This is a genomic window from Gammaproteobacteria bacterium (genome assembly GCA_035546635.1).
GTDB lineage: Bacteria > Pseudomonadota > Gammaproteobacteria > JAURND01 > JAURND01 > DASZWJ01.
The window spans coordinates 1-13899 of the sequence record DASZWJ010000003.1 but is presented as its reverse complement, the minus strand read 5'-3'; the positions used below and the strand labels follow the sequence as shown (position 1 = coordinate 13899).

The 13899-nt window shown below is 42.7% G+C and carries 17 protein-coding genes and 2 rRNA genes; 10 read left to right on the top strand and 9 right to left on the bottom strand.

The features are described 5' to 3' along the window. Positions 1-122: 122 nt before the first annotated feature. Positions 123-581, top strand: a complete 459-nt coding sequence (gene dut, locus VHE99_00145) for a dUTP diphosphatase (GenBank protein HVV67440.1) — start codon at positions 123-125, stop codon at positions 579-581. Between the two features lie 174 nt (positions 582-755). On the opposite strand, the gene VHE99_00140 is transcribed toward dut, so the two are convergent. After that, entirely contained in the window at positions 756-974 is a 219-nt protein-coding gene (locus VHE99_00140; GenBank protein ID HVV67439.1) for a twin transmembrane helix small protein, read from the bottom strand. A 15-nt stretch (positions 975-989) separates the two neighbouring features. Here VHE99_00140 and VHE99_00135 point away from each other — a divergent pair, with 15 nt between their 5' ends. The 7 genes from VHE99_00135 (at position 990) to VHE99_00105 (ending at position 5858) form a co-directional block, all read left to right on the top strand. Next, on the top strand, positions 990-1742 hold the full coding sequence (locus VHE99_00135; GenBank protein HVV67438.1) for an SURF1 family protein: 753 nt from the start codon (positions 990-992) through the stop codon (positions 1740-1742). Positions 1743-1932: 190 nt separating this feature from the next. Further along, positions 1933-2559: a hypothetical protein gene (locus VHE99_00130; protein HVV67437.1), complete on the top strand. Its 627-nt coding sequence runs from the start codon at positions 1933-1935 to the stop codon at positions 2557-2559. A gap of 4 nt (positions 2560-2563) precedes the next feature. After that, entirely contained in the window at positions 2564-3571 is a 1008-nt protein-coding gene (locus tag VHE99_00125) for a COX15/CtaA family protein (protein HVV67436.1), read from the top strand. Positions 3572-3573: 2 nt separating this feature from the next. Beyond that, on the top strand, positions 3574-4470 hold the full coding sequence (gene cyoE, locus VHE99_00120; protein ID HVV67435.1) for a heme o synthase: 897 nt from the start codon (positions 3574-3576) through the stop codon (positions 4468-4470). Positions 4471-4474: 4 nt separating this feature from the next. After that, complete coding sequence (locus VHE99_00115; protein HVV67434.1) at positions 4475-5137, top strand: SCO family protein; 663 nt, start codon at positions 4475-4477, stop codon at positions 5135-5137. After that, complete coding sequence (locus VHE99_00110) at positions 5134-5586, top strand: TlpA disulfide reductase family protein (GenBank protein HVV67433.1); 453 nt, start codon at positions 5134-5136, stop codon at positions 5584-5586. The genes VHE99_00115 and VHE99_00110 overlap by 4 nt, the downstream gene beginning before the upstream one ends. Next, on the top strand, positions 5583-5858 hold the full coding sequence (locus VHE99_00105) for an acylphosphatase (protein HVV67432.1): 276 nt from the start codon (positions 5583-5585) through the stop codon (positions 5856-5858). Before VHE99_00110 ends, VHE99_00105 begins: the two co-directional genes overlap by 4 nt. A gap of 16 nt (positions 5859-5874) precedes the next feature. Here the strand turns inward: VHE99_00105 and VHE99_00100 are convergent, their stop codons facing one another. The 5 genes from VHE99_00100 to VHE99_00080 all read right to left on the bottom strand — a co-directional run bounded on the left by VHE99_00100 (position 5875) and on the right by VHE99_00080 (position 8677). Beyond that, a complete protein-coding gene (locus tag VHE99_00100; protein HVV67431.1) occupies positions 5875-6087 on the bottom strand; it encodes a hypothetical protein in 213 nt (70 codons plus the stop codon). 117 nt (positions 6088-6204) lie between these two features. Next, a complete protein-coding gene (locus VHE99_00095; GenBank protein HVV67430.1) occupies positions 6205-6534 on the bottom strand; it encodes a hypothetical protein in 330 nt (109 codons plus the stop codon). A gap of 30 nt (positions 6535-6564) precedes the next feature. Continuing rightward, positions 6565-7110, bottom strand: coding sequence for a D-glycero-beta-D-manno-heptose 1,7-bisphosphate 7-phosphatase (gene gmhB, locus VHE99_00090; protein HVV67429.1), 546 nt, complete (start codon positions 7108-7110; stop codon positions 6565-6567). A 14-nt stretch (positions 7111-7124) separates the two neighbouring features. Next, entirely contained in the window at positions 7125-7913 is a 789-nt protein-coding gene (locus VHE99_00085; GenBank protein HVV67428.1) for a class I SAM-dependent methyltransferase, read from the bottom strand. Positions 7914-7933: 20 nt separating this feature from the next. Continuing rightward, positions 7934-8677: an ester cyclase gene (locus tag VHE99_00080; protein ID HVV67427.1), complete on the bottom strand. Its 744-nt coding sequence runs from the start codon at positions 8675-8677 to the stop codon at positions 7934-7936. Between the two features lie 598 nt (positions 8678-9275). Here VHE99_00080 and VHE99_00075 point away from each other — a divergent pair. Then, complete coding sequence (locus VHE99_00075) at positions 9276-9539, top strand: hypothetical protein (GenBank protein HVV67426.1); 264 nt, start codon at positions 9276-9278, stop codon at positions 9537-9539. A gap of 325 nt (positions 9540-9864) precedes the next feature. On the opposite strand, the gene VHE99_00070 is transcribed toward VHE99_00075, so the two are convergent. After that, the gene (locus tag VHE99_00070; GenBank protein ID HVV67425.1) at positions 9865-11493 is read right to left on the bottom strand and encodes a peptidoglycan DD-metalloendopeptidase family protein; all 1629 of its coding nucleotides are present in this window, start codon (positions 11491-11493) and stop codon (positions 9865-9867) included. Between the two features lie 188 nt (positions 11494-11681). Between VHE99_00070 and VHE99_00065 the strand changes: the two genes are divergently transcribed. Then, on the top strand, positions 11682-12182 hold the full coding sequence (locus tag VHE99_00065; GenBank protein HVV67424.1) for a TIGR00725 family protein: 501 nt from the start codon (positions 11682-11684) through the stop codon (positions 12180-12182). Positions 12183-12281: 99 nt separating this feature from the next. Here the strand turns inward: VHE99_00065 and rrf are convergent. Further along, positions 12282-12397: ribosomal RNA gene (gene rrf, locus VHE99_00060) — 5S ribosomal RNA — on the bottom strand. Between the two features lie 203 nt (positions 12398-12600). Beyond that, positions 12601-13899 (bottom strand): 23S ribosomal RNA (locus VHE99_00055); the annotation flags it as partial.

The following is a 13899-nucleotide window of genomic DNA, read 5'->3' as shown; positions in this document are numbered from 1 at the left end:
TATCATCATGCGTATTGGCAATACAGTAAAAATTCTCTTTTCTCTCAGCTGTCATCCTGAGCGTAAGCGAAGGATGACAGTTATAGCTTTGAGGCAGAATTTCAAAATGAGTTTCTAAAACCATGCTAAAAAACATCCAACTAAAAATCCTAGATCCACGCATTGGCACAGAATTTCCTTTACCGGCATATGCAACCCCCGGCGCAGCCGGTTTAGATTTGCGTGCTTGTTTGGATCAGGCCTATACCATCACTCCCAATGAAACCGTGTTAATACCCACAGGACTTGCCATACACATTGCCGATCCGCATATGGCTGCCGTGATTTTGCCGCGCTCAGGATTAGGCCATAAACATGGTTTAGTTTTGGGTAATTTAGTGGGATTAATCGATTCAGACTATCAAGGTGCACTGCAAATATCTTGCTGGAATCGCAGTACCGTTCCTTATACCATCCAGCCTGGGGAGCGTATTGCCCAGCTGGTAGTCATTCCAATTTTACGTGCAGGATTTGAAGTCGTGACAGAATTCGCCGCTACCGAACGCGGCGAAGGTGGTTTTGGACATTCTGGTAAGGACTAAAATGTAACTATTCAGCACATTGCCGGAAATAGCACAAAACGGTCAGATTTCTCCAAGATCGTCCCTAAAAATTTAGGAAAAAGCGCAGCATACACAGAGTATGTGAGCATTTTTCCTAAATTTTTAGGGGCGAGGTTGGGAAAATATGGCCGTTTCAGTCCTGTGGCAAATAGTTTACATACTATGCGGTGAAAGCCATCCTAAATAAAACCCCGCCATCAATAGCAAAAACACGCACAGCGACAATATAACACGCCAGGTTAACGCTTTGGCCATTGATCCAGGACGACCTTTGCCGGATAACATGAAGTACATAGCACTTCCCAAACAATAGATTATAATAAGCAACAATAAACTAATGATTATTTTGGCATACACAAACACTCTCTCCATCATGCGATTAAAAAAATGACTTCATTTCCCGAAACGCACTGGTTTCGAAATTTTTTAAGAGACTACCACTTCAAACCACGCTGGTCATTAACTTTAGCGACGGTGGTTCTGCTAGCCTTGTTTATTCTCCTTGGCTGCTGGCAATTGCGACGTGCCGCAGAAAAAAACCAACTCACACAACTCTACCAAAGCCGTGCCCAAGCAGCGCCCCTGCCTTTGCATCAGCTACCGACAAATACCGATCTACGCTATTATCCCATTATCGTCAGTGGGTATTATGATAACGCCCACTCCATTTTATTGGATAACAAAATCCATGAGCATCGTGTAGGATATGAGGTCATTACACCGATGATCGTCGCAAATGAAAAAAAAGCCGTATTAATTAACCGTGGTTGGATTCCAGGAGGCCAGGATCGTCGCCAGCTTCCAGTTTTAACTAGCGTGCCCGGACCTCAGACAGTCCGCGGGGTGATTTATATTTCTCCTGGTAAGCCGTTTACTCTAGGAAAATCTATAGAAACCGTTGGGCAATGGCCGCTCAGGTTACAAAATTTAGATTTCCCCGCGATTACAAATGCATTGCACCAACCAGTTTACCCCTGGGTAGTTCTTTTAAACGCAGATGAAAATAATGGCTTTGTCCGTAACTGGCAAGCTATCAGCTCCCCCGCCCAAAAACACGTGGGTTATGCGGTACAGTGGTTTACATTTGCCGGTGTGCTGATTATTATTTTTGTCGCGCTTAATTTTAGAAAAACTAAATAGCTGTCATGCTGCTATCCGAGACACACATTCATTTTAGGCTCGTCGTCCCGTCAGGATGCAGGGACGACGAACCTTCTCCTTGAGTCTTAAATGAGATGTGTGCATCGGATAGGTCATGCTGAGCGTAAGCGAAGGATGACAGCTCAGTCCCAATAAATCCTTTTAATTTCCAACTCATTTACAGCGACTTATGACACATTCTTCAAAACACCCTGTTAAAAGTAAAAACCCCCTCTGGATCTTATTAATTTTACTCCTCCTCTTCGCCATCCCATTATTACTGGCTTGGTACTTCTCAACAGAAAATGACCAGTTAGGCCAAGGCACCACCAATCACGGTCAGTTATTACAGCCTCCACTAGATTTATCTAAGCTGGATCTTCGTGATACCCAATCTCAACCTATCTCTCCCGACCAATGGAAAGGTCGTTGGTTGATGCTTTATGTTAGCCCTGGCGCCTGTCATGAGATTTGTGCTAAAGGCTTGTATTATCTACGGCAAATCCGTACCGCTACTGGAAAATACAGCGAGCGAGTGCAGCGTGGTGTGCTGACTTTCTCCAATCAGCCAACAGATACCCAATTACAACACCTGTTAAATAGCGAATTCACTGGAACTTTACATTGGGTTACCACTTTCGACACCTTTGCGCAGTTTATTCACAAAACCCCCAATGAAAAGCTTGCGTTACAAGAAGGGGGTATTTATCTTATCGACCCACTGGGAAATGTATTAATGTGGTACCCCCCTAATACTGATCCCATGGGGATCTATAAAGATCTGATGCGACTATTAAAAATTTCAAATATTGGATAACAACATGAATCAAAAATTTTCAGGATATGCCTTACTTGCCGGTATTGCCACCCTACTGGCATTGATTGTGGTGATGCTGGGCGCTTATACACGCCTTGCGGATGCGGGACTTGGCTGCCCTGACTGGCCAGGCTGTTATGGTCACTTAACCGTTCCTAAGAGCACAACAGCAATTGCCCAAGCTCAACAAACTTATCAACAAATAGTGGAGCCTGCTAAAGCCTGGAAAGAAATGATTCACCGTTATTTTGCTGGCACTTTGGGAATATTGATTGTTATTTTGACCTTTTGGGGTCTAATGCGTAAACGCAAACACCCGGAACAGCCCATAGCCATCCCGATTATTTTATTGCTGTTGGTAATTTTTCAAGCTGTTTTAGGCATGTGGACGGTCACCTGGCTAGTGCAACCTTTAGTGGTGAGTTCACATTTACTAGGCGGCCTGGCGATCACAGCACTGCTATGGTCTTTGACCTTAGCCACCAAAACCCAGCAAAGTGAAGCCAAGCCTGCATCAGGATATAAATTCTGGGCAGTGCTAGGTCTACTCATCTTGATTGGGCAATTATTTTTAGGTGCTTGGACTAGCACTAACTATGCGGCATTGGCCTGTTTAAATTTTCCCTTCTGTCACGGCAATTTATTTCCACCCATGAATTTTCATGAGGCCTTCAGCCTGTTTCATCCCATTGGGATAAACTATGAGGGGGGTGTTTTAGACTCCACCGCACGTGTGACTATCCAGATGATGCACCGCTATGGGGCTTTTGTGACCGCGGTTTACCTAGGTATTTTGGCACTGTGTTTGATTTTTTCCAAAGCAGAAAAAAAATTACGTGGCTTAGGTTGGGTATTACTCGGAGTACTCGCACTGCAGTTTGCCTTGGGCGTAGCAAATGTAGAATTGTTATTACCCATTCAGATTGCTGTCGCACATAATGGTGTCGCTTGCCTGTTACTTTTAACCATGGTTACTTTAATTTACCGGCTGTTTTGTCGCGCAAAATCATGAACATGACGACTTCTGTACCCGATCCGCAACAAGTACCCTGGCGTGCCTATTACGAATTATGCAAGCCCAGGGTCGTCATGTTGATGCTGATTACGACGATTGTGGGCATGGTCTTAGCATCACCTGGTCTTGTAGCCTGGCAAATTCTGCTTTTTGGCAACCTTGGTATCGGCTTGACTGCCAGTGCCGGCGCCGTGATTAATCATCTGGCAGATCGACATATTGATGCCGTCATGCGTCGTACGCAAGGCCGGCCATTGCCCGCAGGCAAGGTACCGCCTGCTATGGCAATTCTGTTTGCAGCCGTATTGGCCATTACCGGATTAACGGTATTGCTAGTGCTGGTGAATACCTTGACGGCAATCCTCACATTTTTAAGCCTCGTGGGTTATGCCCTGATTTACACGGTGTTTTTAAAACGCGCCACTCCGCAGAATATTGTCATTGGCGGCCTTGCTGGAGCTGCTCCCCCACTCCTGGGATGGACTGCTGTGACCGGCCATCTGGATTACGGCGGTTTGTTACTGGTCCTGATTATTTTCGTGTGGACGCCGCCACACTTCTGGGCGCTAGCCATTTATCGCGTTGAAGAATATACCAAAGCGCATATTCCCATGTTGCCGGTAACGCATGGCATCGCTTTCACTAAACTCAATATTTTGCTTTATACTTGTTTGCTATTTGCCATTTCATTGCTACCTTTTGTAGTGGCTATGAGTGGTTTAATTTATTTAATTGGTGCGGTGCTACTGGGGGCACGGTTTTTATACTGGGCTCTGAAACTGAAATATACCGATGACCCCAAAGTAGCCATGCGTACATTTCGTTATTCTATTGTTTATTTGATGTTATTATTTGTGGTGTTATTAATGGATCATTTTATTCCTATAGGTATGTAACTCTATGTCAAATTCAAGCCCCCGCGCTCAACTTAGCTTTTTAGTCACCAGCCTCTGTATTCTGGCCTTACTCTTTGGTCTATGGCTGTATCATAATCTAGGTCATCATGAAGACAACTCTGACACTCAGCTCGTTAGCGCTACCGTGTTCCAACAACCGCGTGCGCTGACACCCTTCAATTTGACCGATGATAACGATCATCCTTTTACATTAGATAACTTTAAAGGGCATTGGAGCTTATTATTTTTTGGCTTTACTAACTGCCCAGATTTATGTCCCACGACACTATCTGTTTTAAATCAAGCCTATAAACAACTAGCGAGCACTAATCCTAAAACTATGCCACAAGTGGTATTCATTTCTGTTGATCCCGAACAAGACGATAGTCAAACCATCGCCAAGTATTTGAGCAGCTTTAATCCAAGTTTTCTCGGTGCCACAGGTTCACAATCCACCTTGGATCAACTGACACGTGAGCTCAATGTGCTGTATATGAAAGTAGCGCCACCACAGGCCAATACCGACGAACATTACAGTATTGACCACAGTGGTACGATTTTAATTATTAATCCACAAGGACAATTCTATGGTGTATTCACTACACCGCATGACCCAAACAAAATTGCTAAAGATACACAAACTTTGATGGCGGCTTTGGAAAAGTGAAAAAACTATTTTTAACCATCATACTGATCCTGGCTTGTTTTGCCAGCGCCTGCAATAAACAGCCCGATGCTGTAGACAGCCAAGGCAAGGCCATCAGTTTTTCTGATTATCGCGGTAAATGGCTGGTCGTTAATTACTGGGCTACTTGGTGTAAACCGTGTTTGACGGAATTACCTGAACTGAATGCACTATATGCTGCGCATCAAGATAAATTAGTGGTGTTGGGAATTAGCTTCGATCATTTACCTAATACAGAAATTCAGCAGTTTGCCCAGCCTTTACAATTGAAATTCCCTTTATTAAGCCAATTTCCCACTGAGAAATTTGGCATTAAAGATATCCCCACCCTACCTGTGACTTTTCTGATTTCACCACAAGGCAAATTAACGCAAACCTTATATGGCCCCCAAACCAAAGCCTCTTTATTAACCGCTATGGAGTTAAAGTGACTGCTGTCATTGGACAACATTTTATTATCAGCGGCCGAGTGCAAGGTGTCTATTTCCGCGCTTTTACCAAACAACAAGCCACCAACCTGGGTTTGACCGGCTGGGTGCGCAACCTTCCTGAAGGTCAAGTGGAAGCAAAAGCCTTTGGGACCGCAAACCAACTCACTGCATTTGCAGAAAAACTTCGCACAGGACCGCCTATGGCGCAAGTAGCTACTCTCACAATAGTGGATATCCCTTTAGAATTACATACTAGTTTTAGCGTTAAATGAACGAAAAATCATCATCTTAACAAGCTACAAATCCAAACAAAGCAGGGTAAAAATAAGACTCCGTTGCAGATAAAAGCTTGTTTTTATTTAACTTCGCAGCTTTCTCTTGTATTTGATCAGTTTTTTCTTTCAATGATATTTTTTCTTCAAGTAGTAATACACTTTGGGGGCATTTGACATTTTTGTTTATTTTTTTGCGTATTACATTAGTTAATTTCTGCTCTGCCATAATCATCTCGAAAATATATTTTAAATAAGCCAGTGTGTCGTAGAATCAAAAAATAGTTAGCGATATTTTAGAGCAAGAATTAGGATTTATCAGGTTCTAATTAATACACGATCATAACTACGAATGAGTATTGCACGAAAAATTTCCGGCAACCGACTCAACCTTTATCTGACAACTGGGGTCAATCACTGCTTGATAACTCACTGCGCGGCAATCATTTTCGCCTTGTATTGTTTCTACGATATATGTCCAGTTGGAAGAATTTTCTTGGGTTATCCGTTTAATTGTACGATCCTGTTGCTGTGGATCTTCCGCCACATGGTTTACAACCGCCGTGATGGTCTGTGCGGATCCGCCCATGGCAGTCATCTTGCATGCCATTGCACTGTGGCTACACAGGGTAAGTAAACTACCGAAAATGATGATCTGAATTTTTTTCTGGTTCATGGTCTTCCTTTTAAAATGACAGTTAGGGTGTCACGGCTTTTCCAGCCACTCCTGTTGAGAAGCGACAGCGGCTGCTAGGTTGTCGTATACCAATACATCGTGCCACTTTTTGCTATTTGCTAAGGTACGCGCACCTTTACCGGTTTTAACCAAAATCGCCTTGCAATGAACGGCTTTAGCACTGGCTATATCGCGTTCCGCATCGCCAATAAAGATGGCATCTTGAAAATCGGTATGGAAAAGTTTAGCGATTTGTAAGAGTAATCCCGGCCTGGGTTTGCGACAATCACAATTTTCATCAGGATGATGTGGGCAATAAAAAATACCGTCGATATGTCCACCTACTTTCGCAAGTGCCAGCCGCATTTTATCATGGATCTGTTGCAAATCCTGTTCAGTATAAAGTCCACGCCCAATTCCTGACTGATTAGTGGCAATAACGACAGTATGTCCCGCCTGATTCAGCGCAGCAATAGCCTCAAGACTTCCTGGAATAGGAATCCATTCGGCTGCAGATTTAATATAATCTTCTGAATCTTCGTTAATAACACCGTCACGGTCGAGAATGATTAGCATATTTGGATAGAGTCTTATAGGTTAGTCTTAAAGCTTCGAGTATATACATCAAAACGACTACTTTTTCCGGTAAACACTATATCAGGTTTGCGACCAGCGATCATTGGCGCCAAACGTGGACGCTTAACGACCACGCGGTTTTTGGCATGCTGCAATGCGGTTTGAAGGAGTAAAGGCGCATCTTCATCTGCACCTGCCACTTGCTGCAATATACGCATAGCCTGTTTGCCTAAGGCCGCTTTATTGCGTTCAGGAAACATGGGGTCTAAATAAATGACATCCGGCGTTTCTGATGATGGTTGGGCGTTGAAATAAGAAATTGCATCAGTGACGGTCAACTTTAATTCTAATTGTGCCTCTTTATGTTGCTGTAGAAAACGCATGAAACCATCTTGTAATAGCGCAGCAACTACTTTTGAACGTTCCAGCCAATGTACTTTACAACCTAAACACGCAAGAATAAAACCATCAGTGCCTAAGCCAGCCGTCGCATCTAGGATTTCGGGTCGGTAGGAGCCTTTTATCCCGACAGCTTTTGCTAATAATTGTTTTTTACCGCCTCCAGCTTTGCGACGATAATTTAAGGCTGGACTGGAAAAATCGACATATAGGGGTTTATTTCTGCCTGATGCCTGCCGCAATTCTAGCTGTTGCTCCGTCACGACAAGGTAGTAAATATATTCTGTGTTGATGCTAACCACTTTGGGTATTGATAATTGATTAGCCAGCTGCTCAGCATATAAGTGCCGTGCTTCTAAGTCCGATTCGCAAACCATCGCTATAAATTTGTTTAAATTTCGCACTCAATTGATACCTATGGCGATCATCTACCATTTAATAGTAGGTTACTGCACTCCTGCATAATATGTAACAATCCATGTCGCTCTAATACTTCAAAAATTTCCTTTTTTCTTTTACACTCAAGTTTATCTTTAACGATACCCAAATGTGCCTCTGCCGTACGATGTGAAATATTGAGAATGATGGCAATTTCTCTGCTGGTTCTGCCTGAAAACCATAGACTTAAACAACGTAATTGTTGAATGGTTAAATGAATACCACTGCATTGGAGCTGTTCTAACACTTTATCTAAAAAATAATCATTTCTTCTTTGGATAATCGGTTGTTGCAATATTTCAGCAATATCTACTTTCTGCTCATCAACTAATTGACGAACCACATGTTCCAGATTAGAAGATAGGTGATAATTCGTTATTTTTTCACCATTAGCCCTAAACATGACCAAGCATTCCATTGAAACTCTATTGCCTGTGGCTGGAATAGATTTAAATGGGGCTATATGTTTTACCGTCTCTATAAAGCGGTAAACGACAGACTCGTCTGTCGCTATTTGATCTATCAACTGCATTTGCGGCTCAGCAAAAATACTGAACCAATCATGGATATCTCTTTTTATGGAAAAAGTGCCAATAGCCACACCAAAATCAGTGGAATTAATACTATTGGCCATCAATACCTCATCAACAATATCATAGTTCTGTTCCAATATGACTGTGTTAAGGTAGTTAGCAGTTAATTTAGCATTTTTTTCTGATAATTTAGTCATAACTACTCCTTGTGTCTTGGCCATCCATCCTAATCAAGATTTAATGACCGGCATTGATTACATAAAGTGATTGTAGTCAGTATTTTTATACGTAAGTAATAAAATACGGATACTATCTATTTGAAATAGGAATTACAATATGATGTCTGTCAATTTTTATTCTTCAGTCAATGTAGAGAATAATTCACCTGGCGAATGCTTCAAGAATGATAAAATTTTTGTCAACTCACTGAGAGTCCGGCGTATTATATGTATAAGAATAAAATTGATTTTCTTCAGGAAAGCCCGCACTTTTTTACTAAACAAGGTGCTACGCCCCTAACCGAAATATCGATAATCGGCTCCTAAAAGGCCAAAAGCTAGAAACTATTTCTAGTCTCGTCAGTATAAGTCCTCAGGGTACTAACTCACAAAGGATGTGAGGCTTAAGTTCACAGATTGTGAGTTCCTACGCAAATAGGAATAACATCTCAAAACTATCAAGCTTATTCGTATGGAAACACTTTGTTCCGGTTGTTGGAATTACTGACAACAGGTCGATAGGAACTTCGGAAACTTCGGATTATTTTTAAAGCAAACAAGGAATAAGGAATTATGTATGCTAAAATTATTACAACGTGAATTTGCTTTCTATTACAAGATTGCAATCAAAAAAGCCCCCCAACCTGCGCTCATGAAAAAATCGCAATATGCGAATTATCTAGCCATTCAGATACTCGAAGAAGTCAACAACCATTATCCAACTCAAGCAGAAATAGACTTGATTGAATCTCTGGTGTTACGCCATCTTAATAGTGAAAGAATGCCTAAGCGTCAATCACATAAGTTGAATGATTCAGGGCTGATTGATTCGTGTTATTGAGCTGATAATCAAGTCACAGTGATTGTATCTTTTGAGTACCCTGTGCTTGGTGGGTGTTCTTTGGGTCATTGGGTGTCTGAAACCATAAATTGATCCCCTTCACATTTTACAATTGAGATTTTGTAACTATTCAGCACATTGCTGGAAGTAGCACAAAACGGTCAGATTTTTCCAAGGTCGCCCCTAAAAATTTAGGAAAAAGCGCAGCATACACAGAGCATGTGAGCATTTTTCCTAAATTTTTAGGGGTGAGGTTGGGAAAATATGGCCGTTTCAATCCTGTGGTGAATAGTTACTTGGGAATTAATTATAAGATGTTGAAATATTAAGATCTTTTAATCGGATCATTCTTCTCTGCCAGGCGCACTGACTGATCTAGTTTTAGTCGCGCCATTAAAGTCCTGACTTGAGCAGAAAATTGATTACGGTAGGAGGAAGGAACTGTTTCTTCCGGCAAGCTCACAGTTAAGGGATTCATGGCAACATTATTGACATGAATTTCATAGTGCAGATGCGGACCTGTAGCTAAACCAGTACTGCCGACATAGCCTATCACTTGACCTTGCTGCACGACTGAACCTATATGCAAATTACTGGCAAAATTGGACATATGCGCATAGAGGGTTGAATATTTACTATCGTGCTTGATGACTATCTCTTTACCATAACCGCCAGTTCTTTCTATCTCTGCAATAACACCATTACCAGCTGCTTTAATGGGCGTACCGGTGGGAGCAGCATAATCAACACCTAGATGGGGACGGAAAAAATGTAATAATGGATGGAAGCGACTTTGCGAAAAGCCAGAACTGATGCGCTTATATTGCACAGGTGCTCGCAAGAGCCCGGCACTTTGACTTTCACCATTAGGAGCGTAGTAATTTGTGTTTCCCTTTGGGTCAGTGAAACGTATCATTTGCAGCAATTTTCCAGCGTGAGTCAATTGTGCTAATACCACATTATTGCTGTGCGCTTTATTGGCCGCAGAGCCCTCTTCATAAAGTACATTGAATTTATCGCCTCGCTGCACTTTTCGTCCAAAAATCTGTACTAATTGATTGGCTGCTTTGGTTGATAATCCGGCTTTACGGGCATCAGCAGCTAAGGACTTATGTACTTCGCCAGATGCGTAAGCCAGGGAAGCGTTTTCATTGTTGAGCTCTTTCACAGGTTGTTTCGTGACGGGCGGAGCTGACGAATCAACTACAGAATCATTTATAGTCTTACTAATTTCTGTATTAGCTACTGCTAATTGTGGTTGCTCTAATTGAAATCCTGAAGCCGTACGAATTAAGACTAATTCTTCCTCATCACCAGCTGCATAAGTGAGCTTTTGCAGTTTGTGTTTATCATCAATGATTAACAGCATTTCTTTACCAGGCTTTAGATGCTGTAATGGTTTGGCTGATGATAATGCAGCTAAAGTGGCCGTGTCTTTGGGGCTAATCTTATATTTTTTGAAAACACGTGCTAAATTATCTCCGTGGTGAACCCTAAATGCCTGCCAGGTGGCGTTGGTTGGAATAGTTAACTGTGCGGAAGCTGTTGCAGTAGTTGTTGCTGTGGAAATAACTGGAGATGAGGGGAGGGTGTTTTTAGCTGACGCGGTTAAAGCCGCAGTAGCGGGCGTGGGGGTTGAAACTTCAGCAGGAATGACAACTGGAGTAGTTACAGATGTAGTTTGATTTGATGTAACGTAGTTCTCTTGAGTTGCTTTTGAGATCAAAGAACTCACTTTTTTTCCAGCAATTAAGGGATCAGCAACAGAGTCGATGTGCGGAATATTAACTTGTTTGAGACGCGGTGTTGATGTGGATAAATTGAAGGCACCATTACTCAGCAGTGTAATAATAATTGCTGTTAATAATAAAATAGCAGAAACTATAGGCCTAATTAATACAAACCGGCCAATTTCTGATAATACTTTATCAGCTGGCGCCCAAATTTTTCCCATTAGAAATCCTCGCGCTACATTTATAGCCTTTCAGGTAATTATTTTTTAGAAAATCCTTTTAACGCGGGGAGTTCAAATGAATTATCTGAAAAGCATCAAAGTTAATTAAATTTGAACGTTGAAGACTAACCGGAAAGTGGGAAAATGTCAATCAAAAACTGTGTTAATTTTATACAGGAATTCTGGGTATGAGGAAACGCTTGATCGGTGTAATGGGGCCCGGCGCCACTGCAACAGCAGAGGATTTAACCCGCGCATTCGAACTAGGACGTTTAATTGCCCAGCATGGTTGGATTTTATTAACCGGCGGCCGCAATGAAGGCATTATGGAAGCAGCAAGTCGAGGCGCTAAATCCTGCCAAGGTTTGACTGTAGGGATTCTTCCAGGTGACGAACAGAATGATACTTCATCTGCGGTAGATATCGCTATTTTGTCAGGCATGGGTAGTGCGCGCAATAATATAAATGTCTTATCCAGTGATGTTATCATTGCTTGTGGAATGGGTTTAGGAACAGCATCGGAAGTTGCACTTGCATTGAAGGCAAAAAAATCAGTTATCTTATTAACTGATAATGAATACAGTAAAGTATTTTTTAAAGGTTTGGGTAAAGAATTCTTATATCTGGTTGATAACCCATTTGAAGCTGCGAATTTTTGTCAGAAAATTTTAGCGGCAAAACATAATTAAACTCTGTACAAAAGCTTATTGAATAGGATAAATATGTAGGAAAAATATTTGAAAAAGAAATAAATCTCGCAGATTGCTGCGAGATTTATATTTAAAAAAACCTGGCAGTGTCCTACTTTCGCATGGGGAGACCCCACACTATCATCGGCGCTGAGCGTTTTCACTTCTGAGTTCGGAATGGGATCAGGTGGTACCCGCTCGCTATGGCCGCCAGGAAGACGGTAAGCAGAAAAAATATCTGCTAAAAACATGTGTCAACTAAGCAAGTGCATATCTAAAAGACTTGCTTAAATGGCACGAAAATACAATTTAAATGATGTAGAATTGAATTGTTAAAATATTATGCTTAACTTCACCTAAAACGTTTTTCATATAAACTAATATTCAGTAAATAAGGTTAAAACTACTTTGGTGTTATATAGTCAAGCCTCACGATCAATTAGTACAGGTTAGCTACACGTATTACTACGCTTCCACACCCTGCCTATCAACGTTGTAGTCTCCAACGGATCTTTAGGGACCTCAACGGGTCCAGAGAAATCTCATCTTGAGGGGGGCTTCCTGCTTAGATGCTTTCAGCAGTTATCCCGTCCGAACATAGCTACCCGGCAGTGCCACTGGCGTGACAACCGGAACACCAGAGGTTCGTCCACTCCGGTCCTCTCGTACTAGGAGCAGCTCCTCTCAAATTTCTAACGCCCACGGTAGATAGGAACCGAACTGTCTCACGACGTTCTAAACCCAACTCACGTACCACTTTAAATGGCGAACAGCCATACCCTTGGGACCGGCTACAGCCCCAGGATGTGATGAGTCGACATCGAGGTGCCAAACACCGCCGTCGATATGAACTCTTGGGCGGTATCAGCCTGTTATCCCCGGCGTACCTTTTATCCGTTGAGCGATGGCCCTTCCATACAGAACCACCGGATCACTAAGACCTACTTTCGTACCTGCTCGACCCGTCAGTCTCGCAGTCAAGCACTCTTATGCCTTTGCACACATTGCGCGATTTCCGACCGCGCTGAGAGTACCTTCGTACTCCTCCGTTACTCTTTGGGAGGAGACCGCCCCAGTCAAACTACCCACCATACACTGTCCCCGACCCGGATCACGGGCCTAGGTTAGAACCTCAAACATTCCAGGGTGGTATTTCAAGGTTGGCTCCACCGAAACTAGCGTCTCGGTTTCAAAGCCTCCCACCTATCCTACACAAGAATATTCAAAGCTCAGTGTAAAGTTGTAGTAAAGGTGCACGGGGTCTTTCCGTCTAGCCGCGGGTACACTGCATCTTCACAGCGATTTCAATTTCACTGAGTCTCGGGTGGAGACAGTATGGCTATCGTTACGCCATTCGTGCAGGTCGGAACTTACCCGACAAGGAATTTCGCTACCTTAGGACCGTTATAGTTACGGCCGCCGTTTACCGGGGCTTCGATCAAGAGCTTCTCTTACCTTAGCAAGATAACCCCATCAATTAACCTTCCGGCACCGGGCAGGCGTCACACCCTATACGTCTTCTTACGAATTTGCAGAGTGCTGTGTTTTTAATAAACAGTCGCAGCCACCTGGTCTCTGCGGCCCTTCTACCCCTCATGCGTGCGCACTACAAGTAAAAGGGCGTACCTTCTCCCGAAGTTACGGTACCATTTTGCCTAGTTCCTTCACCCGAGTTCTCTCAAGCGCCTTAGTATTCTCAACTTGTCCACCTGTGTCG